General features: G+C 44.8%; 24 protein-coding genes. 18 read left to right on the forward strand and 6 right to left on the reverse strand.

All coding sequences use genetic code 11. From position 1 onward, the window contains the following. Positions 1-19: 19 nt before the first annotated feature. From hflX to AC787_RS18160, 3 genes are all read right to left on the reverse strand, one after another. Positions 20-1,285 (reverse strand): GTPase HflX, encoded by a 1,266-nt coding sequence (gene hflX / locus AC787_RS18150; RefSeq protein WP_054026069.1) that lies wholly within the window; start codon positions 1,283-1,285, stop codon positions 20-22. A 432-nt stretch (positions 1,286-1,717) separates the two neighbouring features. Next, positions 1,718-4,675: a DEAD/DEAH box helicase gene (locus AC787_RS18155; protein WP_054026070.1), complete on the reverse strand. Its 2,958-nt coding sequence runs from the start codon at positions 4,673-4,675 to the stop codon at positions 1,718-1,720. After that, positions 4,672-5,889, reverse strand: a complete 1,218-nt coding sequence (locus AC787_RS18160; RefSeq protein ID WP_054026071.1) for a hypothetical protein — start codon at positions 5,887-5,889, stop codon at positions 4,672-4,674. Before AC787_RS18160 ends, AC787_RS18155 begins: the two co-directional genes overlap by 4 nt. Positions 5,890-6,082: 193 nt before the next feature. Between AC787_RS18160 and AC787_RS18165 the strand changes: the two genes are divergently transcribed. From AC787_RS18165 to AC787_RS18245, 17 genes are all read left to right on the forward strand, one after another. Further along, positions 6,083-6,400, forward strand: coding sequence for a thioredoxin family protein (locus AC787_RS18165; protein WP_054026072.1), 318 nt, complete (start codon positions 6,083-6,085; stop codon positions 6,398-6,400). 144 nt (positions 6,401-6,544) lie between these two features. Further along, positions 6,545-6,775, forward strand: coding sequence for a hypothetical protein (locus AC787_RS18170; protein WP_054026073.1), 231 nt, complete (start codon positions 6,545-6,547; stop codon positions 6,773-6,775). 138 nt (positions 6,776-6,913) lie between these two features. Then, the gene (locus tag AC787_RS18175; protein WP_054026074.1) at positions 6,914-7,192 is read left to right on the forward strand and encodes a hypothetical protein; all 279 of its coding nucleotides are present in this window, start codon (positions 6,914-6,916) and stop codon (positions 7,190-7,192) included. Then, a complete protein-coding gene (locus AC787_RS18180; RefSeq protein ID WP_054026075.1) occupies positions 7,182-8,288 on the forward strand; it encodes a GerAB/ArcD/ProY family transporter in 1,107 nt (368 codons plus the stop codon). Before AC787_RS18175 ends, AC787_RS18180 begins: the two co-directional genes overlap by 11 nt. Then, positions 8,275-9,756: a spore germination protein gene (locus AC787_RS18185; protein WP_063847543.1), complete on the forward strand. Its 1,482-nt coding sequence runs from the start codon at positions 8,275-8,277 to the stop codon at positions 9,754-9,756. Before AC787_RS18180 ends, AC787_RS18185 begins: the two co-directional genes overlap by 14 nt. After that, positions 9,749-10,948, forward strand: coding sequence for a Ger(x)C family spore germination protein (locus tag AC787_RS18190; protein WP_054026076.1), 1,200 nt, complete (start codon positions 9,749-9,751; stop codon positions 10,946-10,948). The genes AC787_RS18185 and AC787_RS18190 overlap by 8 nt, the downstream gene beginning before the upstream one ends. A 213-nt stretch (positions 10,949-11,161) precedes the next feature. Continuing rightward, on the forward strand, positions 11,162-11,341 hold the full coding sequence (locus tag AC787_RS18195; RefSeq protein WP_054026077.1) for a hypothetical protein: 180 nt from the start codon (positions 11,162-11,164) through the stop codon (positions 11,339-11,341). A 194-nt stretch (positions 11,342-11,535) separates the two neighbouring features. After that, positions 11,536-12,216: a polysaccharide deacetylase family protein gene (locus tag AC787_RS18200; RefSeq protein ID WP_054026078.1), complete on the forward strand. Its 681-nt coding sequence runs from the start codon at positions 11,536-11,538 to the stop codon at positions 12,214-12,216. 194 nt (positions 12,217-12,410) lie between these two features. Continuing rightward, complete coding sequence (locus AC787_RS18205; protein WP_054026079.1) at positions 12,411-12,800, forward strand: hypothetical protein; 390 nt, start codon at positions 12,411-12,413, stop codon at positions 12,798-12,800. Between the two features lie 137 nt (positions 12,801-12,937). After that, positions 12,938-13,987, forward strand: a complete 1,050-nt coding sequence (locus tag AC787_RS18210) for a serine hydrolase domain-containing protein (RefSeq protein WP_054026080.1) — start codon at positions 12,938-12,940, stop codon at positions 13,985-13,987. 42 nt (positions 13,988-14,029) lie between these two features. Further along, positions 14,030-14,758: a metal-dependent hydrolase gene (locus AC787_RS18215; RefSeq protein ID WP_054026081.1), complete on the forward strand. Its 729-nt coding sequence runs from the start codon at positions 14,030-14,032 to the stop codon at positions 14,756-14,758. Continuing rightward, on the forward strand, positions 14,742-15,302 hold the full coding sequence (locus AC787_RS18220; RefSeq protein WP_054026082.1) for a nucleotidyltransferase family protein: 561 nt from the start codon (positions 14,742-14,744) through the stop codon (positions 15,300-15,302). Before AC787_RS18215 ends, AC787_RS18220 begins: the two co-directional genes overlap by 17 nt. A 158-nt stretch (positions 15,303-15,460) precedes the next feature. After that, positions 15,461-16,447 carry a cation diffusion facilitator family transporter gene (locus tag AC787_RS18225; RefSeq protein WP_054027127.1) on the forward strand — a complete coding sequence of 329 codons (987 nt, stop codon included), beginning with the start codon at positions 15,461-15,463 and terminating at the stop codon, positions 16,445-16,447. 160 nt (positions 16,448-16,607) lie between these two features. Further along, positions 16,608-17,438, forward strand: a complete 831-nt coding sequence (locus AC787_RS18230; protein WP_054026083.1) for a hypothetical protein — start codon at positions 16,608-16,610, stop codon at positions 17,436-17,438. A 36-nt stretch (positions 17,439-17,474) separates the two neighbouring features. Then, on the forward strand, positions 17,475-18,410 hold the full coding sequence (locus AC787_RS18235) for an acetamidase/formamidase family protein (protein WP_054026084.1): 936 nt from the start codon (positions 17,475-17,477) through the stop codon (positions 18,408-18,410). 187 nt (positions 18,411-18,597) lie between these two features. Continuing rightward, positions 18,598-19,023, forward strand: coding sequence for a MerR family transcriptional regulator (locus AC787_RS18240; RefSeq protein ID WP_054026085.1), 426 nt, complete (start codon positions 18,598-18,600; stop codon positions 19,021-19,023). A 4-nt stretch (positions 19,024-19,027) separates the two neighbouring features. Further along, positions 19,028-20,446 (forward strand): DHA2 family efflux MFS transporter permease subunit, encoded by a 1,419-nt coding sequence (locus tag AC787_RS18245; RefSeq protein ID WP_054026086.1) that lies wholly within the window; start codon positions 19,028-19,030, stop codon positions 20,444-20,446. Between the two features lie 43 nt (positions 20,447-20,489). Here AC787_RS18245 and AC787_RS18250 read toward each other — a convergent pair whose 3' ends face one another. The 3 genes from AC787_RS18250 to pyk all read right to left on the reverse strand — a co-directional run bounded on the left by AC787_RS18250 (position 20,490) and on the right by pyk (position 23,021). Beyond that, a complete protein-coding gene (locus AC787_RS18250; protein WP_152970650.1) occupies positions 20,490-20,864 on the reverse strand; it encodes a hypothetical protein in 375 nt (124 codons plus the stop codon). A 242-nt stretch (positions 20,865-21,106) separates the two neighbouring features. Next, positions 21,107-21,403 carry a hypothetical protein gene (locus tag AC787_RS18255; RefSeq protein WP_054026088.1) on the reverse strand — a complete coding sequence of 99 codons (297 nt, stop codon included), beginning with the start codon at positions 21,401-21,403 and terminating at the stop codon, positions 21,107-21,109. A 202-nt stretch (positions 21,404-21,605) separates the two neighbouring features. Beyond that, positions 21,606-23,021, reverse strand: coding sequence for a pyruvate kinase (gene pyk / locus AC787_RS18260; RefSeq protein WP_054026089.1), 1,416 nt, complete (start codon positions 23,019-23,021; stop codon positions 21,606-21,608). Positions 23,022-23,126: 105 nt separating this feature from the next. Between pyk and AC787_RS18265 the strand changes: the two genes are divergently transcribed. Next, positions 23,127-23,909 carry an AraC family transcriptional regulator gene (locus AC787_RS18265; protein ID WP_054026090.1) on the forward strand — a complete coding sequence of 261 codons (783 nt, stop codon included), beginning with the start codon at positions 23,127-23,129 and terminating at the stop codon, positions 23,907-23,909. Positions 23,910-23,957 lie beyond the last annotated feature (48 nt).

Here is a 23,957-nt window from a genome sequence, read left to right on the forward strand (position 1 = left end):
GGACAGCCTCTTTTTTTGCTTAGAGCACCGTTACTTCATTTCGATGCCTTTCGAAATCGGATACGCGGCATTCCAGCTTCATTCGTGTGCCTTCCGATTCGTAATCCGTAGAATGCACATGCGCATGCTCGTTAAAGTAAGCGACCAAACGCCCTTGGCTGAACGGAATCAACAGCTCGCATTCCATATAATCGTCGAAGACATGGTCGCGAATGAGCTGAATAAGCTCATTTAATCCGATATTCTTTTTGGCGGAGAGGTAGACTTGTGTTTCGTGCACTTCTGGATAAGCATGATCCGTCAGATCACATTTATTGTAAGCATAAATCGTTGGAAGGTCGTAAGCGCCCAGCTCCTTCAACGTCTCATTCGTAACGGCGACAAGCTGCTCATAATTGGCATGGGCGTAATCGACGACATGAATGAGTAGATCAGCTTCGGTCACTTCCTCCAAGGTGGAACGAAAGGCTTTTACAAGATGATGGGGCAGCTGACTTACAAAACCGACCGTATCCGTTAGCAGGAATGATTTGTTATCGGGCAGATCAATGCTGCGAACCGATGTTTCCAGCGTTGCAAAAAGCATATCTTGCGCAAACACCTGCTTCGTCGTCTCCGGATTATATTTCTCAAGCAAAGCATTCATCAAGCTGGATTTGCCTGTATTCGTATATCCGACGAGACAGACGACAGGCATTTCGTTCTTTTGACGCTGCTTCCGCTGGATTTGACGCCGAGCTACAAGCTTTTCAAGCTCTGCTTGCAGAGCGGTAATTCGTTCCTCGATTCGTCTCCGATCCAGCTCAAGCTTCGTCTCACCGGCGCCTCTGTTTTTGAGTCCGGCTCCGCCGCCTTGCCGCCCCAAAGATGCGCGAAGTCCTACGAGGCGGGGAAGCATATATTGAAGCCGAGCGACTTCGACTTGCAGCTGGGCTTCTCTTGTTTTGGCGCGTTCCGCAAATATATCTAGAATAAGAATCGTCCGGTCAATAACCGTCCGCTCCAAAGCGGCTTCCAAATTGCGAATTTGGGAATGAGAGAGCTCATCATTGAAAATAACGACATGCGCGTCATGCGCTTCCAGTAGTGCAAGCAGCTCTTGTATCTTTCCAGTCCCAATATAGTGGGAGGGATTGATGCGTGCCGCCTTTTGGCTCAGTTCATCGACAACCTCGATATAGCAGGCGGAAGCTAGATTGCGAAGCTCCTCCATGGAATATGCAAAGTCAGTTTGATTTTGAAGCTGAACCCCGACGATAATTGCCTTTTGCTTCGGTTGTTCCATTATTCATCATCCTTTTAACGGTTATTTATAAAATAAAAAAACACAGGCAGCTCTGCCTGTGTTCACCGTTATCGGTAAGCGGGTATCAGTAAAAAAATCCATGAGGGATCCAATATCCCTTATCGTTATGGATTGATGGTCTTCCATGTACGCTTAAATAAACGTATGGAATTTCCGCTCTAAAGGCGAATACGCGAGTCGGGATGCTCCCTACAAAAGTCGACGTATTCTGTTTATATGGGTTACCTTCAAAATGGGCAGACCTATCCTGAGTCCCCTGCACACAGGCAGAGCTTTGGCGCTATTCAATTAGCAGCTGCGCAAAGACCTAACTCGGATATAGTCTATCACACGTAACCCTCCGTTCATTTAAATTAGCATCAGTGTAGCACAAAGGGCTATTTCACGGCAAGTCATAAAGAAAACAGCTCCTTATGAGTCGCTCCAATCCTGCCGCAAAGTGAAGAGCTCCTTCAGTTCATCCGTTGAAAGCTCTGTGATCCAGCCCTCTGAGCTGGAGATGACATTTTCACTGAGCTGCTGCTTATTTTCCAGCATCTCATCGATGCGCTCCTCAAGCGTACCAAGCGAGATAAATTTATGGACCTGAACGTCGCGGGTTTGTCCCATCCGGTAGGCTCGATCGGTTGCTTGGTTCTCGACAGCAGGATTCCACCAGCGATCGAAATGGAATACATGATTAGCGGCTGTCAGGTTAAGCCCGACGCCGCCAGCCTTGATCGACAGAATGAATACGTTAGGCTGCTCCTCAGGCGGCAATTCATTTGATTGGAACTTCTCGATCATGCGATCCCGTGCCAGCTTGGAGGTGCTGCCATTCAAGTATAGGATCGGCTCTTGCAGCTCCTGCTGCAGCACGGTCTGAAGCAGTTCCCCCATACCGAGGTATTGGGTGAAAATAAGGCAGCGTTCCCCTTCGTCTCGCAGTTCTCTCACCATGGCGAGCAATCGCTCCAGCTTAGCGGATCGGCTAATGAGACGCTCAGTATCCATTTCCTCACCAGCGGGCGCAGAGCTGTCTACAATAGGTTCCTTCGTTAGCAGCATAGGATGATCGCATAGTTGCTTCAGCTGCATAATGGACGATAAAATGGCGCCTTTGCGCTCGATGCCTTCAAGCTTTTGCATGCGATCCATAAGCTGATTAACGGTTTGATTATAAAGTGCGCCTTGCTCAGCTGTGAGATGGATATAGGTTTTCATTTCATTTTTGTCCGGCAAATCAAGCTGGATCGCTGGGTCCTTCTTCTTGCGCCGCAGCATGAATGGCTTAACTAGCTTCTGCAAATCTGCCGTACGCTGAACATTGCGCTCCTTCTCAATCGGATTGCTGAAGCGCTGCTGAAAGCCGTGCGCGCTCCCCAGAAATCCCGGATTCATGAAATCATAGATGGACCACAGCTCCGATAGACGATTCTCGATCGGAGTGCCGGTCAGAGCTATGCGATGTTTCGCAGTAAAGCTCCGAACGGCTGCGGACTGCTTGGTCTGCGCGTTTTTAATATTTTGTGCCTCATCCAAACAAATGGCTGCAAAGGTGATCTCCTTCAGCATGTCCTGATCAAGTGTAGCTGTTGCGAATGAGGTTAGTATGACATCGGCGTGCCGGATTTCCTCTAGGAAATGTTCTCCTCCAAGGCGTCTGCTTCCGTAATGAAGCATGACTCGAAGTGAGGGTGCAAAGCGACTAATCTCCTTCTGCCAGTTGCCGAGAACCGAGGTTGGGCAAATAATAAGTGAGGGCATGTGTTGTTCCGAATCTTCTGCGCTCTCCTTGAGATTTAGCAAATAAGTGATAAGCTGAACCGTTTTACCGAGACCCATGTCGTCGGCTAAACATGCGCCAAGTCCGAATCGTCGTAAAAAGGATAACCAAGCGTAACCTTCATGCTGATAGGCGCGAAGCTCGGCACGCAGCCCGGCTGGAACAGCAAGCAAAGGCAATTCGGTCCGCTGATTAAGCTGGCTGACCAGCGTCATCAGATGTTCATTCAGCTCAACTTCCAGCTGAATGCGATGATCTTGCTCTGTCTCCTGTTCAGGCTGCTCGTCATCACTTTGGTTATTACCGCTTCCTAGCAGATGCAGCTGAAGAACATCCTGAAAGGATAGACCCTCGGCGCGGTCAATACCCGACATCGCTTTGCGGATTTGCGCCAGCAAGGCGGGATCAAGCGACACCCATTGTCCTCGGAAGCGAACGAGACGCTCATTACGAGCAACGAGTTCATTAAACTCGAATTCAGTAAGGTCAGTGTCGCCAATCGCAATGCGCCAGTCGAATTCGATTAATGTATCCAGTCCAAATAAAGATTCACGGGAGCCTTCTTCTCTTTTGCTTGTGCTGATTTTAGCGCGAAGACGTGGTTTCTTGCGGCTGGCGGTTTCCCACCAAGCGGGAAGCAGAACCTGCCAACCCGCATCTAATAGACGTGGACTGTCCACTGCAAGAAAACGCCAAGCGGCGTCATTTTTCAACGGGGCGTTCAAAATATCCTCACGATTGCCCGCTAGAAGGTCTGACAGCAAGCATGCGCGCAGACGATCCAGCCACCCGGCGGAACGTTCACGTATAGGTGACGACCACGTAGTAGGCCACGAGCCGTAGGCTACACCTGTATCAGACAATCTAACGTTTACAATAACCGCTTGATCGAGCTTGTCCTGTAAAATAAGCTTGAGCTGCCACGGTGCATCGATATCAACGGGCTCGACCAGTTGGAGCATCGGCCGGAAAGGAGCTTGATCGACTTTCCAGCCGATGGCGATCAGCCATGCCTGTGCATCAAGTCCGGCAGTTGAGCCATGATCCTTGGCAAAGAGGAGCGGGTATTCTCTTCGCAAATCAGCGGCAGTCGTTTCTGTTCCGTAGTTGGCATCAAAAACAGCAGCGGAAAAAGCTGCAAGCAATCCCGCCTTAAAGCTATCGTCTGTTTGTGTCTTCTTAACCATGGTCTGAATTTGCTCATTTAAAGCAGCATTGTCCCAGCTCCACTGGAGCCTTCCCGAACGAAATGCTGAGAAACTCGGTACATAGCGTTGAACTTTGATTTCTGCTGCTAGCAAGGGGGCTAGCTTAACAAGCAGTCCAGCTTGCTCTTCCCATATCCATTCCACGTGCTCAAGCACCGTATTTTCCGCAAAAAAAGGAATGACCTGCTCGGCAGGAAGCAATACAAGCTCCAGTCCTTCCACCTGCTGAACTTCAAGTTCCGTTCCGTAAAAGGAGGGTGTATGCCATGCGAACAAGCTTTGTTTCAGGATGACGCCGGATAGGAAGTCGCCCGTGCCGCTCATTCCGTATAGAAGAGCATCGCCATGTGTCGTTAAACTTGCGTATACGGTAATTGTTTTTGTGAACTTGCTCATGGTATTAGTTTTCCTTTCCGAAGCTCCTCCTGAAGCGCGCGAAGCCGGCTATGACGAGAGGCGAACGCAGTAATAAATGAATCCCATCGTTCTTCGTCTTTCCTTTTTTTGTACAGCTTAGCAAGGCGTTTGAGCAGCTTCACAGCGGTTTTGTAGCCAACCCTGTTTTTGAGCAGAACATATCTTTCCACAGCTTGGTGATAGATCGGGAGCAGCAGTTCAGGCGCATGTTTCTCAATTGGGGCGAATACAATGACACGATAGTCAAGCGGCTCAGTTCCCGTACTAAGCTGATAATCTATCCACTGCTGCCATTTGGCATGATGGAGCAATTTTTGTTCGTAAATAGAACTAACATAGGGCAGTGCTTGAATAAGAGGTTCCCACATATGCTGCTCCGCATCTGGAATATGCTCGATTACCCCGTCCCAGTAGCTATAAAAGATTTCCAAACTGTTAAAACGGCTTTTCTCTACATACGGCTTCGTCTCCACCAGCCAATTCGATAAACGCTGCCATTGTTCACGCCCCGACATCACCGATAAGAGATGAAATAAGTCACCTGGACGAAGCTCATAGCTGCTGTTTATTTCTCTAAATTTGCTCCACGCTTCTTGGTCGCGTTGTAAGAAGAAGTTCATCCACGCCTCGGCAAGCTGCAAAGGGTAACGGGAAAGCGATGAGCCGAGCTTAGAGGCTGCAGCTTTCAATTGCTCCAGCTCTTCTAGACATAGGCGCATATCATTCTGATTAGGGATTACCCAGTATTGCCATAGCCAGAAATACGGATCAGAAAAATACGGCTTGGCACCTGCTTCCGTCAGCATGAGTCGACGTAAAAAGGCCAATGTTTCATTTGTGAGCAGCCAATAATCAAGCTCATCGGCAGCATCAGGTCTCATCTGCATTTGCATAATGTTAGTGATGGCAATCTGAACGTCAGAAATAGCGGCGTGTGTATGAAAACCGATAAAGGAACCTGAATGTCCCTTTTGATCCTGAATAAGATTAAGCAGCAGCATCAGAATATGTAGATGAGCATGCAGCTCAAATAGGTTGTTTTGAGCAGGGGGAAGCTTGGGTCTTATTTGGTCAATAGCTGCCAGTGCACTATGTACATAAGCGATATTTCGGGTATGGTCAGACAGAGATTCGGTACGAGAGCTAAATAGCGCGTGCCACTCTGTAACATTCATTTGATCAATTGGTTTCATGACGAAGTGGTCTCCCTGACGAATAAAATCATTTTATGAATCAGCTAATTATAACATTTATTTTGATCATAGCTTGGGGTATAAAGTGTTTGCTTGCCTCAGTTTTTCTTTCCTAAAGCACCAAAACATTTTACAATATAAATACGGTAAGCAATGAACGACTGTCTTTTTTGGCAGAAAGGGAAGATGACAGATGGCAATACAAGAAATCCAAGAAGAAGACTGGCTAAAGCTGAATCGGATAGGGAATGGTAAGGATGCGCTGCTATTTTCATCACCGTTTTGCGGAACCTGTAAGGTTGCCGAGCGAATGTTGGAAGTTGTGGTAGCCGCAGAGGTTCCAGTAACCTTGTATAAAATAAATATAAATTATGCGCCTCAGCTGCGAAATGCATGGAAAATTACGAGTGTACCTTGCCTTGTTTTATTGAAAAACGGAGAACCTTATCAGTTTGAGTATGCCATGCGGTCGGTTGATTATTTGTATACACTTATGAAAAGTATGGATTAATGGTAATTGTTTTTCAGTAGAATGGCCAAAATATATTTTATTTACCATAAAATTTTTATCAAGCGAAGATTATAGGGCTGTTCGTGTTATAATTGAGAGGTGCAGTCAATAAAGACCATTGACTATGATAAAGGAGTCGGAAATATGCAGGTAGTATTTGAAGACTGGGATCAAAAAGTGAAAAAAACATTTAATGCAACGAGCAAGCAAGTTGTATTAACCGTTACCGAGGCCGGTGACCTGTTAGGCCTGACTAAGGACCAGATGAAGGTTTATGTGCTTAAGCATAACCTGACTAAGGTTTCGATTAACCGCAGCGTCCACAGATATCTATTACTGAAAAGCGAAATAGATGAGATCCTAGGTAAAGCCTAATATTTGCGATAAACCACAACCTCCTGAGGTTGTGGTTTTTTGTTTAGGAGGATGCGCTGCAATTTTATACATAATTACCATTAGTTTCGTAAAAAATAGAGAAGGTAAATAAAAGTGTTAGGAATGGGGCTGTAGCTGATGACGACAATAGGTGTATTAGCGGCTTCTATTTTAGCTTCTCTGCTCATTGCTGTATTAGATATGGGTGTATATCATGAATCGTTTGGGCACGCATTCTATAAGCAGTCACTAGCTTATAATAGCTGGCAAACTTATTTGATGGTTATAGTTGCTTTTATCGTCGCACTATCACGGGACTTGAGAAGCTATAAACGATTTCGAGGCGGGAAACAATCAAAGAAAACACAGCGATCAAGCAGCGAGCTGCACAGGGATAGGTTAATCGATGGCGAATAAACTGACTACATTTCAAATCTATAGTCTCATGCTTGTTCTATTGTTAGGTACGTCAATCCTTTTTGGCACACCGAAGCTGGTGGAAGATGTATGGCTAGTTCAAATCGTAACCGTCGTTCCAGCGCTTCTGCTGTTCCTCTTCTACACTGCCTTTGTTTCCTCGGAGTCTCCGAAAGGATTGTATGCCCTCTTGATTTCTGCTTGGGGCAGCGTACTCGGCAAAACGTTCGTGCTCTGTTATACCGTTTATTTTCTATATATAGCCGCCCGAAATGTTCGGGACATGCTAGAACTTGTCATGACTACGCTTTTGCGTGCAACTCCGCAGGAGATCGTTGTAGTGCTGTTTGTACTTATTATCGCTTATGCAACGTATGGCGGTATGCTAACATTGGGACGGTTATCGGAGGTTGTTATTGGATTAATTATTTTGTTCTTTATTGCAATAGCCGCTCTTTTGTACATGAGTGGGTCGCTTGAACTGCAAAGAATGTTTCCTTTCTTGTCTAAAGGCATCGTTCCGATCATCAAGACTAGCATGGCAAACTCATTGTGGTTCCCCTACGGTGAGATGATTGTTTTTCTCGTCCTGTGTTCGAGGATGGGCGGGAAGAAATCATTTCGCAAAGCGGGAGTGTGGGCAGTTATAAGTGCAGGTTTGATTTTGACGCTCTCTGATTTGCTGCAAATTTGGACGATGGGAATGGCGTATAAGAAATTTTCAACATTTCCGCTGCTGGATGCGGCAAGGCTCATTAATGTATTGGATTTTATTAACCGGATGGATGCTCTTGTTGCATTCATCACCATTTTTGGAGTTTTTTTAAAATGTGCCGTTTTTTTATACGCAGGCGCCAAAGGCGTTTCAGTCGTATTTCGTAGGGCTAGCCGGACATACATCTACCCGCTTGCGTTGTTAATAGGGGCAATGTCACTCATCGTCACGCAAAACTTCGCTGAGCATTCGGAGGAAGGGCTTCACTTTGTCATCTACTTCCTGCATATTCCGTTTCAGTTTGTGCTTCCTCTTCTAACGGGAGCATTGTTATGGATACGTTCTAATCGAAAGAGAGGCAATGCGAATGAACCGATCTAACCAACCTTCACAGGACGGGATGAATAGTCAGCCTATACAGTCAATCGATCAAGTTCGCACGTATGTAAAGAATGCCTTCGGAAATACGAATGATCTTACTGTTGTGTCGGTACGTATCGGTGAAGTCACAGGGATGCTCTGTTATTTGGAAACGATGACGAGTGTCTCTTTTATAATGGATCATATTGTTAAGCCGCTATCGCATATGAATGAGCGTGAAGATGCTGGCAGTTCTGTGGCGATACTAGAAGGTTTAGGGGAGAAGTATTTCAGTGGGCTGTCCAGCGAGCTTATAGATAATCTGAAGGAGCTCACGCATAAGATAGCTGCGGGTTATGCCGGTTTGGTGATAGATGGCGCGTCTTCCATACTTATGCTGGACGTGAAGAAGCTGGACAATCGAACGGTCGCTGAGCCAACGTCACAAGCCGTCGTAAGAGGACCAAAGGATGGATTTACGGAATCGGCGGATACGAATATGAGCTTAATTCGCAGGCGTCTGATTAATGATAAGCTGCGATTTGAGCAATATACCGTTGGCTCTAAATCGTCTACTTCCGTGTATTTAGCTTACTTAGAGGGAGGGGTCGACTCCAAGGTTTTAAGTAAGATCAGAAATAGGCTGAAGACGAACCAAATGTCCAGCGTCATGGATTCCGGCAATTTGGAGGACCTTCTAAGGCCAAGAAGCTTCTCTTTGTTCCCGACCGTATATAGCAGTGAACGACCGGATGCGATTTGCACTTCCATTATGGAGGCGAAGGTCGCCATCATTGTGAATGGCAGCCCTTTCGTGCTCGTTGTTCCGGCTGTCATGAACGATTTTTTCAAATCGCCGGAGGATCATTATCAGTGGTTTGCTTTCGGTACCGTTACGAGGGTATTGCGGTATTTAGCTTTCTTTTTCTCGCTTCTGGTTCCCGCTGTCTATATAGCGATAACGACCTTTCATGCTGAATTGATACCAACGGTGCTGCTGACAAGCATCGTTGCGCAGAGGGAGGGCATCCCCTTCCCTGCAGTTATCGAAATTTTATTAATGGAAATTACATTTGAAATTTTGCGCGAGGCAGGAACGCGGATGCCAAGGGTCGTCGGTCAGACGATATCCATCGTTGGAGCATTAGTGCTTGGTGAGGCGGCAGTTCAAGCAGGTTTCGTTTCCAGCATCAATGTCATTGTCGTAGCATTAACCGCTATTTCCGGCTTTGCTGCGCCTGTTTACACCTTTGGCGCCAACATCCGCCTTTTGCGGTTTGGATTTATTTTTCTAGCGGGGCTGCTTGGGCTCTATGGCGTGATATTGGGTGCCGCATTCCTATTGATTCATATGGTTAGACTGCAATCCTTTGGGGTTGTCTATCTGTCTCCATTCATCCCATTTCGTGCAAACAATCAGAAGGATGCTGTCTTGATTTTTCAGACTCCCTTGCCGGATGAAGGGATAGGAGGAGAGAGCCGTGATTAAAGCAGCTAGACTTCTTATTGCCGTATGTTTGACAGCCTCTTCTCTTGGTTTGGCAGGTTGTTGGGATAGTTCGGAGCTGAATAAAACATCCCTTCTTACAGGAATAGCTTTGGAGCCAGGAGAGCACGCCAAGCTGCGACTGACCGTTGAGACCATGATGGCTAAACGGCCGGAGGAGAGCAAGGATACAACCCCTTCAATCGTGCAATCATTGGAAGGAAATTCGCTGACTGATCTTTTGGAGCGGTTCAACGAAAGCTTGGATCGCAGCCTGCTCATCTCCCATATTGGCGTTATTATTATCGACGAACGGTTGGCAAGGCAGGGGATTCAACAACTATTAGACCCGCTGCAGCGCACAAGGTTTATTCGAGAGGATGTCTTAGTCTTAATCTCACAAGGTGTTCACGCCTCCCAAATTTTCAAGGTTCTATATCCTAGGAATATACAAGCTTCCTCAAAAATCGTTTCCCAATTAAAAAGCTATCGCAACTCAAGGGGGGGAGTTCCCCAAAGTCGGTTGTACGATGCCTCGGAAGCTTTTCTAGCCGAAGGAAGAGAGCTGATACTGGGTTCAATCTCGCTTAAGGGCTCCAGTAAGGATGCTGACAAACTGGAAAGCATCAAGATGGTCACGCCAAAGTCATCCATTGTCATTTCCGGAGCGGGCATTTTCTCTGAGGACAAGCTGAAAGGCTTCATCTCTGTCGATGATAGCAGAATGCTGATGATCGTCAACAATCAGGTGAGGGAAACAACAATTTCGATTCCGTATCATGAGTATAATGCAGCCATAAGGCTTCGACATATGCATTCTGATTATCAAGCTGTTATGGATAAGGGGAAAGTGAAAATTCAGGTGAACCTGAAGGCAGACGGCATCGTTGCGAGCATTGATGATTCCATTGATATAACGAAGGTTTCGGGGTATGAGAAGCTAGAGAAGCTGGGTTCAGATTATTTGGAGCAGCAAATAACAGAGACGATTCGAAACATACAGAAGAAATTTGGTATGGATGTATTCGGTTTTGGAGAGCAAATGTTTCGTAGTCATTATTCGCAATTCGCTCCGCTCGCCGGAAGATGGAACGAAGTATTTGCGAGTGCGCCTGTAACGGTAAAAGTTAAGATTCGAATCCTTCGCTCCGAATTGAAAACGAACCATATTAGTAATGAGCGGATAAAACCGTAGCTCTCAAGCTTTTCCAGCAAATGATGAAGCGAAAGGGAAGTTAAAAGGAGGATATGGCAGGATGTTTTCGAATGGCTAGTATTGGATTCCGCTCATTCCTCCTTAGACGGAATTATTAGTTATAGCGCAGCCTGATGCGGTTTTTCAATAGGTATAGCATTCGTTATACTTATATAGACCGATTGGAAAACATCAGCTGGAGGGTGATTTTACTTGACTTATATGGACATGTTAGGACGTCGGAGCATCATTTTGAAGCGGAATATCGGTAATTTAATTATTAAAGACAACAAGCAAGGGCTCAGCATGCAGGAAAATCTTTTTTATCAAAGCATGCTCAAGGAATGGCATCAAAATGAGAATGAATTGAATTCAGCTAGACAACATTCCTAAATGTAAGGTTTTTAACTAAACCAAATAACTTGCAAAAAAAGCCGGATGTCGTTCTGACATTCGGTTTGCTGTTTGTTATTTTTTAATATAGGAATACATGATGTTCTCATTAGAATGTTAGATGAATGAATGCTTATGGTATACTACATAGATGATAAAGGTTGGCAGCAATAAATAAACGGAGGTTTCTTGCTATGTTAGCGGCTGAAAAAGCGGTGTACCTCACGATTGATGACGGTCCTGCCGAAGATTTTGTACAAAAGGTCAATTTTTTGAACGCAAAAGGAATTTTGGCGATTTGGTTTTGTATGGGTGAAGCACTGGAAAGGTTCTCCAAGGAAGCGATAGACGCCATTAAGGCTGGCCATATCATCGGAAATCGCAGCTATGATCATGCTGATTTCTCAGCTATCAGCTTGCATGACGCAAGAGAGCAGATCGAGAGAACCGACCGTATAATAGATGAGCTGTATACAAAAGCAGAAACGATCAGGCCTTCAAAGCTGTTTCGTTTTCCATTTATGCAGCATTTGCAAGACAAGGCGTTCGACGACCATTTCGAAGGCATTCAGCGGGTGTTGGATCAGCTGGGCTACCATCAACCGTCTTTCGAGAATATGCAATATAGCGAGCGTATCTCAGGCAGCCTAAAGAGCGGACTTCATGTGGAATGTACATGGGATACTTTCGATTTGGAGCGGGCAGACGTTGTGAACGAACGGGATGATTTACAAGCTTCTAACGGAAATGAGATTATTATGATTCACGACTGGATCTCGGTTGCTCCTTTTAAAGCTTTAATGGATAAGCTGATTGCAAAAAATGTTGTTTTCCAGCTCCCGAAGGAAATGAGTCTTCAAAACGCAGCGATGTAGTTTGCAAATAGGATTTCAGATAAGGAGTGCAGCACGCCTCTATGTTTCATAGCAGCGGCGAACTGTACTCCTTTTTTTGCTGCGAGCATATATAGTTGAATTAAAGCAAGGCGAAAGCGGATGAACGAAACAAAGTAAGCGCTTCATACGTTTAAGTAAAAAAGAACGTTCATCCATGAGAGGGGTAATGGTTTATGCACTGGATTCCCGCTAGCAGAAGCGGCAGGTGGTGGCTAGTAGCTGGAGCATCATCCTTGCTCGTTAGTTTATTGTTGTGGTTCATTCGTTTTCTCATATTAGGCCAACCATTCACAGGCATGCACGCTTTTCGATTCATGGTGCTTGCAGCTATTTTATCTTTTTTATTTAGCTTTACCGGCTGGCTTGGAGCGAGAAAGCTCTGGCTGTTCTCCAACCTCGGGATGATGATTGGTCTTATACTCATGGCTATGTATTCCAAGGGTTTGACTGGATGGGAGGACCTGGTTAGTTTCCTCGTTTTCTTAGAAGCGGTAGCAGGAGGTTTTATAGCAGGCCTGATTGTTGAGGGTGTTTACTTTATTAGAAGGATGATTAAGAAATAAGAGCCTGCCGCAAAAATGATGTAAATAAGATGAAACTGGATGTTGCTTTTTTCCGTCATACAGAGTGAAATGGAATAATGAGGTAAAATTATTCTAAATTGTTTTGTGACGGAGCTGATCTTATGTGCCAGGAGGCAATGATAAATTTTGAAATACAGGAAAAAATGAAGCAGAATGGTGTTCCAGGATTAGGAATTGCCGTTCTTCAACATGGACAAATGGCGTGGCAAGGAAGCTATGGAGTAGTAGAGGCAGGAACACAGCTTACGGTGACAGAGGAAAGTTTGTTCCCTGCCTGCTCAATAAGCAAAATGGTTACGGCTATTGGTGTGCTTTGTTTGGTGCAAGAGGGTGTGCTTAGCTTGGAGGAGGATGTCAATCGTTACTTGGTCTCGTGGAATGTTCCAGAAAACCAGTTCACGAAGCAAAAGAAAGTGACGCTGCGCAATTTACTGGCACATCAAGCGGGGTTTGTAGATTTAAGGGGAAGCTTTGATACTTATCAAGAGCAAGACCCTTTTCCTTCTCCAAAAGAGCTGCTGATGGGAACAACCAAATATCATTCAGAGCTCGCTCAGGTTACATACCTGCCAGAGAGTCGATTCTCCTATTCAGATGCTGGTTATACGGTTGTAGAGCAAATACTTGAGGATGTGTCAGGAGAGTCTTTTGCTGCTGCTCTGGAGCGGCTTGTTATGAAGCCACTCGGCTTAAAACGAACTCTTTTCTGGGATGGCATAACAAATGAACCGGCAGGCGCAATCATGGGACATGACAAATGGGGGCATGTGGTTGAAGGGAAGAGAGCGCACTACCCCAATTTATCCGGCGCTGGCTTATGGACGACGCCCAAAGAATTGTCAGTACTTTCAAGCGAGGTCATGAAAGCATGGAATGGCGATCCTAATGGTATTTTGCGACCAGCCATGGCGAAGATGATGCTTACAGGCTATGCAAGCGATAAAGGAGTAGGCTTAGGCGTCTTTCTTCCGCATGCTGGTGAACAGCTGGGCTTCGTGTCTCAAGGCTGGGGAGTGGGATCTCAAAGTAAGCTGGTTGGCTATCCGCGCCAGGAAAGCTGCATTGCAGTGATGATGAATGCAGAGCCTGGTAAACCTCAAAATGAATCGTTGATCGGTGAAGTGATTCGGGAAATGTGCAAGCATTACGAATTACCGATGTTGTAGGTTTTGGCTGATCATTCTAATGGGATGAGTTGAGGGGTGAATATGGAGGGCATTTCAAGTCATATCATACATGTTTTTTTACATTTTGTTGTAGGCGCCAGCCTAGCTTATTTATTTTGTGGTAAAGTGGCTGCATCAAACGTGAATCGCAGGATACTCTTACTATTCGGCGGTGCAGCCGCTGTTTCACCAGACATTTCGAAGCTTTACGGGGATCTGCTTGGTCACTCTATTTGGCTCGTACCTGTGATTGGTTTGTTTTTTGCAGCTTGTTACTATGGGTTTCAAAAGAAAATATCGTTTAAGAAAGCTTGGCTGATACTCTCTATATGCGTGCTTAGCCATTTATTTGTAGATTTCATCGGTAATGGTGTAGCTCCCTTTTATCCCTTCATTAAAACGGAATCTGACTTTTTTATTGTGAATAGAAACGATGCCGTTCTTTTATTTACGCTTACCACTGCTCTCATTATCGGGGCGTCTACTCAGAGAAGAAGACTTATTTTTTTATCAGGATTAATCCTTGTTGCTGTATATCTTGGAGGATTGTCGTTCTCGAAATTACAATTGCAGCACGCATTAGAAAAAAAATATAAGAACGAAAACATCTATGTAATGCTCACTTTTCCGAGAGATGGCTTTAAATGGACATTCATAGTAAGGACGGATGAAACATATGTCGACGGCTATTCGCCAATTGCAGGCTTGGACATACATATTGAACAAGAAATGAACAAATCAGGAGAGTGGGTCTATATTGATAAACAATAAAGAGGATATTATACAGCTTGTTTATGCGGATGAGTGGATGATGAACATCTTAAGAGAGGTTAATACACTCCAGCTTCCAGATTGGTGGGTATGTGCAGGCTTTGTGCGCAGCAAAATTTGGGATACCCTTCACGGATTTACGGAACGAACGCCGCTGGCCGATGTTGATGTCGTATATTTCGATCCTTCCAACATAGACGAGCAGATGGAGAAACAGCTGGAAAATACATTAAATCAGATGAACCCTCACGTACCTTGGTCCGTTAAGAACCAAGCCCGAATGCATATGATCAATAACAATCCTCCGTATTCATGCTCCATAGATGCCATTTCAAAATTTCCAGAGACCGTAACCGCCTTAGGTTTGAAAATAGATCAGCATGACCATCTCGTGTTAACTGCTCCTTGTGGGATAGAGGATGTTCTAGAAATGAATGTCAGACCAACGCCTTTTTTCTTAGAATACGAGGATCGAATCGCCATTTATGAGAGACGGCTTGAGCAAAAAAGATTTCAAGAGCGCTGGCCTAAAGTACGACAATGAAAAATGAAGTAAGCTATGTCGGACATAGTGAAGGGTTCTTGTTCGTTTATCCTATGACATGGGTGGGTAAGCATACAATAGGAGTGCCTCGAAAAAGGGGATTGAAAGCGGGCAATAGTGGAAAGGTAATGGTAAATAAAATGTTGCGGGGGGAGAAAATGGAGTCTAAACCAGAACGTCAGAGTTTGATACAACTGATAAAGAAAGGGAATAAATCTTCCGCTGTGGCGATGATCGGCAATGCATTTATCGCTGCAATTAAAGGGTTCGCAGCAGCATTCAGCGGCAGCGGCACCATGTTTGCTTCCGCGATGCATTCATTGGCAGACGCCATAAACCAAGGATTTGTGTTTGCCGGAAGTATTCTTGCCGAGAAAAAACCGACACCAAGGTTTCCAACCGGTTTTGGACGTGTCATCAATATATTCTGTATGGTTGCCGTCATTGTCGTTACCATTATGGCTTATGAAACGATTCGTGAAGGCTGGCATCTCATTTTGCATCCTGTTGCAAGTGAAGGCATTTGGTTAAACATCGGGGTACTGATAGTTAACCTTGTCATAGACGGGATAATCTTAGTGAAAGCAATGAAGGAAATTTTACACGAAGCGGGAGCAGAAGGGAAAGGGCTCGGAATTTTCTCAGCTGCTTTCAAAAATGTAGGTCGTTCTGCGCCTGCTACACGATTAGTTTTTTATGAGGATCTTGTCGCCGTTTCGGGAGCTGCACTTGCGATGATCGCGGTCATTGTTGCTTCATTAACCTCGTTTAAGACAGTCGATGGTATAGCAACCTTGCTGATTGGATTTTTAATGGTCGGTGTTGCTTATCGTGTCGGCTATGACAATATGATCGGACTTATTGGCGTTGCTGCTCCAAAGGAAGTAGCAGACAAAGTGTCTCGTATTATTTTTTCCGAACAGTCCGTTACAGATATTTATCAAATGCGTATTCTTCAAGAAGGACGCTATTACCACGTTGAGGCATATTTGGAGCTGCAGCCCGGATTAACGCTTGCGGTAGCCGATGATATTAAATTTCTCGTTCGCGCCAAGCTTCTCGAGGACAAAGACATTGCAGATGTAACATTAGGTATTCTTGAAGATGACGGCAAAAAAAGCTGGAATCCTGTTGAATCCAAATAGAAAGATGAAGCCGCCAACATGTTTGGCGGTTTTTTTTGCTTTGTTGTAGCTGTCTGGGATACCTTAGGGTTCTATGAAAGTTAGAACTGTTTTGAAGCGGAGGGATTGGATACTATTTAGATATAAGAACGATTGGATTTGAAATGAGGAGAGGGCTAACATGCAGAACATGACAGCTGCACTTATCATACGGAAAGCGATAGCAACATTTGTTGTAACTTTAATAGCTTCCATAATAATGGCTGCCCCCTATGTGCTCAGGACTGGTCCATCTGAGTTCCCGTATAACCTTGGTCATTCACTTGTGGGCTGGTCATTTATTTATGTCATGTATATAGGCACAATCATTTTAATTTACGGTAATGCGGTATCGCTCTTGTTAGAATGGGCACGGAAAAAATGGTTTGTGCAGCATAGGTGGTTAGCTTTATTATTGCATGGTGTTTTTGGCCTAGTTATTTACTTATTAATCCCAAATTGGCCGTTTGCCTTAGCGGGTATGATTATTGCATTAGCCTACGGCGGCTTAGATTGGTGGTTAAGCGTTAGGGTACCAAATCGAGTAGGGATATTGTTGCTGGTGCTTACTCCCATCATGCTGTATGTGGGGTCATGGGGAACGCTGCAATACATTTCACAACCGATGCCTCCATTCACCATTGAAGATGCAGTTGCTACTGCCACGGATGGGAAAGGAACAGATATCGATGACTTTCCTAATGAGATCGGACGATGGCATGGTATGATCGATGATTATCAAGTAGAAAGAACAACAAGTGCAGAAGAAATAGCAAAGGATAGATATATCGTTACCTTCACAGAGACCTGGAAAAAAGGCGGGGAAACGAATTCTAGGTACATGTCCTATCACGTGATGCGTGGATCAACGACTCATTACAAAAGTGATGGAGAAATACCCCCTTATAAAAATTTGACTCTTAAAGATCAATCGATAAATATATCTATTAATTTTCCAGTTATGGTAATATGAATTTGAATTGTAGTTACAAGACTGGAGGGATATTTCATGACCGTTCACGAGATTGAATTGGCACAAGGCTCCCTAATTGGCTCATTTACAACAGATGTGACCCCGCTGCTTACGATTGATTCAGGTGATTCCATTCGTTTTCAAACATTGGATGCAGGATGGGGGAGGGGAACGAGCAACCAAGATAGATATAAGCCATTTGCAAGAAGGCAGGATATCGATAGTGGTCATGCTTTAATTGGTCCCCTATTTATCAAAGAAGCAAAAAAAGGAATGACCCTTGAGATTAGATTTAATGAAATCATTCCAGGATCATACGGCTTTACTGCAGCAGGCCAATATCCAAATTGGCAAAATCAAAAGCTCAAGTTAACGGAAGATAAGGAGATTTCCTTAGACTGGAAATTAGATCATGAGTTGATGAAGGGAACCTGTCTCATTAATGGGAAATCGTTCACTGTCGAATTACATCCTTTTATGGGTGTGATCGGGATGCCTCCTGATGAGACAGGCATTCATGCCACTTTTCCTCCGCGCTACTGCGGTGGAAATATAGATTGCAAGGAGCTTGTAGAAGGAAGCACATTATATTTACCTATACCCGTTGACGGAGCTTATTTGTCAATAGGAGATGGCCACGCTCGTCAAGGGGATGGAGAAATTAGTTGTCAGGCCATTGAGTCTCCAATGGAATTGGTTGACGTAACGATAACAGTAAAGGAAGATCTTATTTTGTCAAATCCGAGGGCCAACACACCTTCAGGCTGGATTACGTTTGGCTTTCATGAAGACTTGAATGAGGCAACTGTTGAGGCGCTGGATGGGATGCTTGACCTTATGGGTGAATTATATGGTTTAAATCGAGTGGAAGCGATGGCACTGGGAAGCTCGGTCATTGATTTGAAAATTACGCAAATTGTGAATGGAATAAAAGGCGTTCACGCGTGCTTGCCGCATGGCGTTTTCAAGTAATCGATAGAGCTGGGATGAAAGCAGTTTGGAACATGAAGTTATGTTTCAGATTGCTTTTTTGTTTACAGCGGGATGGCAGCTGCACAGTTGCTGCTCTAACCGCTCTTTGCTGCATGCCATAAGTTAACGTTGACGTTAACTGTCACTAGGGGTATGCTTATTTTAGAAAACTCGGAGGTGCTCGACATTGGATTTGCTGAAAATTGAAGAAGTAGCGAAACGTACTGGTTTAACGAAACGCGCCATTCGGTATTATGAGGATTTTGGTTTGATCTCTGCACCGGAGCGAACGCAAGGCGGTATTCGGTTATATTCAGAGGAAAATATCGAGAAGATTAATAAAATACTGCTCGTGAAAGAGGTGCTCGGCTTCTCGCTTGCGGAGCTTCAGCAGTACATGGCGTTTCAAGCGCTCATCGAGCAGCAGAAGAGCGAATATCGTACGAGTGAGGACCGCGAAGCGCGGAAATTGAAGCTTATCGATATATCGCAGGTGATCCATAAGGAAAAAACGATGATCGACATGAAAATTAAGCGTATGGAGCAATTTAAAGAAGAACTAATGGAAACAGAGAAGCGTGTATTGAAAGCTATTGATCAATTACAGGAATAGGAGCATGAATGTGGAATCCTCGCAAAAAGCAGCTTCGTCATTTTGGACCATTATGATTGCCGTTTTTTTCGGTAACTTCATGGCCTCTTTGAGTACAACTACGATAAATGTGGCGTTGCCTATATTTATGGATGATTTTGGGGCCACCTTAAACACGGTGCAATGGATGTTATCGGGTTTTATGATGGCAACGGGCATTATTGCTCCGATTATAGGGTTTATGGGTGATAAATGGAGCTACAAAAAATTATATGTTATCGCGCTAGCGGGCTTTACTTTAACATCTGCGCTTTGCACCTTCGCATGGAGCATTGAATCACTAATTGTTTTCCGGATTTTGCAAGGTTTCTTCAGCGGAATTATTATGCCCACAACGATGACAATCATTTATCAAACCATTGAGAAATCGAAGCAGGCAGTTGCCGTCAGCTTCTGGAGTGTATCGGCGATGCTTGCCCCTGCACTGGGGCCGACAATCGGCGGATGGCTCGCTGAAATTTACGGTTGGAAGTCATTATTTCTGATGAACATTCCGATTGGCATTATTGCTGTTCTTATCGCAGCCAAATATATCCCGAATTATCGATTAAGCAGTGGAATTAAACTGGATTGGATCGGATTTGGCGCAGTCCTTATCGGGACTAGCGCGTTGCTGGTAGCATTTAGCGAAGCACATAACTGGGGCTGGGCCGGCTGGCAGACACTCGGAATGATCGCGGCAGGCTTACTCGTGCTCACCTATTTTGTACTTCGGACACTGCGCGTCAGCAATCCTTTATTGAATTTGCGAGTACTGAAGATTCCGCGGTTTACGTACGGAGTCATACTGAACTGTTGTATAACGATTTCATTATACGCTGGTACGTTACTGGTCCCGATCTTCATGCAAAATATTAAAGGAGAATCAAGCTTTACTACCGGGATGGTTATGCTTCCTGGTACGCTGGCGATGGTCTTGATCTCGCTTGCGGCAGGCAGGCTTTATGGCAAAATAGGCCCATCGATGTTGATCTTTATCGGATTACTGCTGATGGGAGCAGCAACATGGGAGCTTAGTCATGCGAATGTGGCAACAAGCGCGGCATTTATTACGGTATGGGTTGCTATTCGTTATATGGGTATCGGCTTCAGCAACATGCCAGTGACGAACGCCGCCATGTCTGCTGTGCCAAGCGTGAACTCAGGTCATGCATCAGCTGTGATGAACTGGATCAGGCAGGGGACGGCGGCGCTATCCATTAGTTTATTCAGTACGATTTTGTCAGCGCAGACGATAGCTCATTTGGAGGATGGGGTTTCGTCCAAAACAATCGCTCTGTCACTTAGCATTCAGGATGTTTTCCATCTGGGGACAATTATTATTATCGTTTCTATCCCACTCACGCTATTGCTGCGGAGACGTAAGGCAGCTGCGGTACAATAAAGAAAGAGCGCCGATAGCGGCGCTCTTTCTTATTTCATGTAGGTTAAAATACATGTGCGCCTTCCAAGGCGACTTTGATTTTTCCGTTAGTCTCCAGCACCTTAACCTTTACTTTGTGACCAGGCTGATATTGAGGAATATTAACCATATAAATGACGGTTTTAATAATGGCGCGATAGGGATCTGCATGTTCTCTTGGGATCGTTAAGCCAATAAAAACCTCAGGATGGCCGTTAATCTCCGTATTGGTTTGTTGAATGGAATTCACAGTCGCATCATAAGATTCGCCATATTTCAAAATAAACTTTATCTCCCGAGTATCCTTAAATGATTGCCGAATGACGATAAAGGCAAGCAGAAAAAGCGGCACGGAAATGAGGATAATGACAACTAAGGTGATACTCTCATTTGTACTCACGAATCACCAACTTTCATGGATCATGAACGGTATTGCATCATGCTGACTCTAAACTTATATAATCCTTGGAAAAGCATAACATAACCTTTACATCATGAAAATATTTCCAAAGCCTTATTAAGGAATAGGTACTTTAGCAGCTGTCCAAGTCGTAAACAGCTTATTTTGTACGAAAAAAAAAGGCTGTTTAATGAGGTCATTTGACCTGAAACAGCCTTCGTGCGGATAGCCTATTCCTATTTCTAAAGGAATGGCGTCTTTTTTACAAAGCTTTGTGCGAGATGGTCAGCATGAAGATCTTTGTCGTTTTTCTTATAATTTTCAAGAACATCAATCAAATAATCGTCTGCTGGGTTGTTGGAACGGAAAATAAACTGTTCTTCATTCTCGATATGTACATCATGTCCGCATTGTTTCAGGACCTCTTGATAATCTTGAACGCTAGGTTTTGTGTTTTCTTCTAGGTACATGAGTCCGGTCAGTGTCTTGGTTACCGCACCATGCATAATTTTGAAATGAACGGTATGTTCTTTTTTCATACCTATTCCCTCCTAAGTCGAAACGAAGTTTTGTTATTAATATAATATGCTCCAAAAGGCATAGGAAAGCATGCTATTTGTGAAAGCTTCATGAAAGTCTCGTTATTTTGAGTGGTTCGGGCTGCATTTGTATGTGTAAAAAGCTGCATCATCCTTGGACGGCGCAGCTTTTTGATGTCATGCTATTTTTTTGCAAAAAAGCTTATACTTGTGCCACTTTGATTAGATTGGTTGCACCAGCTTGGCCAATTGGCACGCCGGCGGAGAGCACGATAATATCGCCTGTATCAATAAGTCCAGTCAGCTTGGCATTGCGGATGGCGGACTCGAACATTTCGTCGGTTGTTGTTACTGCATCGCCCTTAACCGGAATAACGCCGGACAGCAAGCAAATTTTCGGAAGCACATGGTCATGCTGCGTGATGGCGATAATCGGTGACATAGGACGATACTTGGATACCATACGTGCAGTAAAGCCGCTTTCCGTTGAGGTAAGGATCGCTTTCGCGTTCAGCTCAAGCGAGGAGCTAACGACGCCTTGGCTAATCACCTCGGTAATATTTGTGCTTTGCTTGGATCTCTTTTTGTCGAATTGCTCTTTATAATCGATCATGGATTCCGCTTTTCTTGCGATGGAAGCCATTGTCCGTACGGATGGGATTGGATATTTTCCAGCAGCCGTCTCGCCGGAGAGCATGACGACGTCAGCGCCTTGAATAACCGCATTTGCCACGTCACTCACCTCAGCCCTAGTCGGACGCGGGTTAACCTGCATCGATTCCAACATATGTGTAGCAACGATAACCGGCTTGCCAACAAGATTACATTTGTTGATCATCTCACGCTGCATCATCGGCACGTCTTCAATCGGCACCTCAACGCCTAGATCACCACGCGCTACCATAATGCCATCGGAAGCTTCGATGATCGCATCAAGATTTTGCATGCCCTCTGCATTTTCGATTTTAGAGATGATCTGCACATGGCTTGCGTTTGCTTCTTCAAGAATGTTGCGGATTTCCAATATGTCCTCTGCTTTTCTAACGAAGGAAGCAGCAATGATCTCAACGTTATGCTTGATGCCAAAATGAATATGCACCACATCGCGCTCGGTTACGCCTGGCAGCGTCGTTTTGATGCCTGGCAGGTTAACGCCTTTCCGTGGCTTCAACGTACCGCCGCTAATTATTTTGCAACGAATATCATTTCCTTCTACAGCCAACACCGTAAGATCTACGAGACCATCATCAATAAGAATCCGGTCACCTGTTTTTACAACCAGTGGAAGCTCAGCGTAATTAACAGGGAGACGGGTCGCATCGCCCAGTACATCCTCTGTCGTAAGAATCAATTCTTCTCCGATAACGAGCTCGCAGGAAGCTTCTTTCAGCTTGCCGATCCGTACCTCAGGACCTTTAATATCCATCATAATTGGCACAAAAGTATTCAGCTCGCGTGCAGCCTGCCGTATATTATTCATTCGCATGACGTGATCTTCTAAGTCGCCGTGAGCCATATTCAGTCTACCAACGGTCATACCTGCTTGGATCATTTCTTTTATCGTCGAAACGGAGTCGCAAGCGGGCCCCATTGTACAAATAATTTTTGTTTTTAGCATGTTGTAGGCCTCCTCATTTGTTCCATTGTAACGTGAGTGGTCGAAAGAGGATAAGAACTATAGTACAATGAATGTACAATAGTATGGTTGTAAGGAGCGTTCATTATGCTGGCAATTATGGATGTGCATCAGGACAACGGGGCGGATTGGTACGAGGAGGGAGAGGGGCGCAAGCTATCCTTCCATCTCTCGCTAGTGACGTATGGGAAATGTGTATATTGGGTGAACGAGGAAAAGGTGATTTTAGAAAAAGGTGATTTGCTCCTCATACCGGGACATATTCCGTACTATGGGAAAAGCATCCCAACGGTCGTACACACGAAGTACGTTGTCAATTTTTGCAAAACCTCCTCCGAGTGCAGCCTGCCTCTACTACAACTGGAAGAGCCTCTTAAGCAAAGGCTTGGGCGCTTTGAGGTTATACAGGAGAGGCTTCGGGGAGTTTGGACACAATACAAGGAGAAACCTTCCTATTTCCAGCTCATGGCAGAGGCGCTGCTTACAGAAGCTTTGGTCTTACTTAATCAAGAGAAGGATCGTGGGATGATATCCTCGGAGAAGCATCGGCGAGTTGACAGTATGAAGCAATATATTTCAACGCATTATCGTGAGAGGGTAACGAAAGAGGAGCTGGGGGATGTCATCAATACGACGCCGAATTACGCTGCTACCTTGTTTAAGGCAGTTACGAACCAGACGATCAGCGAATATGTGCACAATCAGCGAATGAAGACGGCGATCTACATGCTGACCGAATCGCAGCTGATGATTAGTGAAATTGCGGACTATTTAGGCTATAACGATGTGTCGTATTTTTACCGTATATTCAAGCGCAGTATAGGCAGCTCGCCATCCGATTTCCTGCATGAGCGTTCTTCAACGGTTTAATGCGAAGCTTAGGTGCAGTTGACTTATTGGAATATTCGAATTACAATT

It is taken from the genome of Bacillus sp. FJAT-28004, from assembly GCF_001280845.1.
Classification (GTDB): Bacteria; Bacillota; Bacilli; order Paenibacillales; family Paenibacillaceae; genus Pristimantibacillus.

Excerpts from the sequence above, each read along its gene's own strand:
- AC787_RS18200 (WP_054026078.1), top strand. The coding sequence starts at position 11,536 with ATGTTAGCGGCTGAAAAAGCGGTGTACCTCACGATTGATGACGGTCCT.
- AC787_RS18230 (WP_054026083.1), top strand. The coding sequence starts at position 16,608 with ATGCAGAACATGACAGCTGCACTTATCATACGGAAAGCGATAGCAACA.
- AC787_RS18205 (WP_054026079.1), top strand. The coding sequence starts at position 12,411 with ATGCACTGGATTCCCGCTAGCAGAAGCGGCAGGTGGTGGCTAGTAGCT.
- AC787_RS18255 (WP_054026088.1), bottom strand. The coding sequence starts at position 21,403 with ATGAAAAAAGAACATACCGTTCATTTCAAAATTATGCATGGTGCGGTA.
- AC787_RS18165 (WP_054026072.1), top strand. The coding sequence starts at position 6,083 with ATGGCAATACAAGAAATCCAAGAAGAAGACTGGCTAAAGCTGAATCGG.
- AC787_RS18210 (WP_054026080.1), top strand. The coding sequence starts at position 12,938 with ATGATAAATTTTGAAATACAGGAAAAAATGAAGCAGAATGGTGTTCCA.
- AC787_RS18170 (WP_054026073.1), top strand. The coding sequence starts at position 6,545 with ATGCAGGTAGTATTTGAAGACTGGGATCAAAAAGTGAAAAAAACATTT.
- AC787_RS18185 (WP_063847543.1), top strand. The coding sequence starts at position 8,275 with ATGAACCGATCTAACCAACCTTCACAGGACGGGATGAATAGTCAGCCT.
- AC787_RS18215 (WP_054026081.1), top strand. The coding sequence starts at position 14,030 with ATGGAGGGCATTTCAAGTCATATCATACATGTTTTTTTACATTTTGTT.
- AC787_RS18235 (WP_054026084.1), top strand. The coding sequence starts at position 17,475 with ATGACCGTTCACGAGATTGAATTGGCACAAGGCTCCCTAATTGGCTCA.
- pyk (WP_054026089.1), bottom strand. The coding sequence starts at position 23,021 with ATGCTAAAAACAAAAATTATTTGTACAATGGGGCCCGCTTGCGACTCC.
- AC787_RS18175 (WP_054026074.1), top strand. The coding sequence starts at position 6,914 with ATGACGACAATAGGTGTATTAGCGGCTTCTATTTTAGCTTCTCTGCTC.
- AC787_RS18155 (WP_054026070.1), bottom strand. The coding sequence starts at position 4,675 with ATGAGCAAGTTCACAAAAACAATTACCGTATACGCAAGTTTAACGACA.
- AC787_RS18265 (WP_054026090.1), top strand. The coding sequence starts at position 23,127 with ATGCTGGCAATTATGGATGTGCATCAGGACAACGGGGCGGATTGGTAC.
- hflX (WP_054026069.1), bottom strand. The coding sequence starts at position 1,285 with ATGGAACAACCGAAGCAAAAGGCAATTATCGTCGGGGTTCAGCTTCAA.
- AC787_RS18160 (WP_054026071.1), bottom strand. The coding sequence starts at position 5,889 with ATGAAACCAATTGATCAAATGAATGTTACAGAGTGGCACGCGCTATTT.
- AC787_RS18180 (WP_054026075.1), top strand. The coding sequence starts at position 7,182 with ATGGCGAATAAACTGACTACATTTCAAATCTATAGTCTCATGCTTGTT.
- AC787_RS18225 (WP_054027127.1), top strand. The coding sequence starts at position 15,461 with ATGGAGTCTAAACCAGAACGTCAGAGTTTGATACAACTGATAAAGAAA.
- AC787_RS18245 (WP_054026086.1), top strand. The coding sequence starts at position 19,028 with ATGAATGTGGAATCCTCGCAAAAAGCAGCTTCGTCATTTTGGACCATT.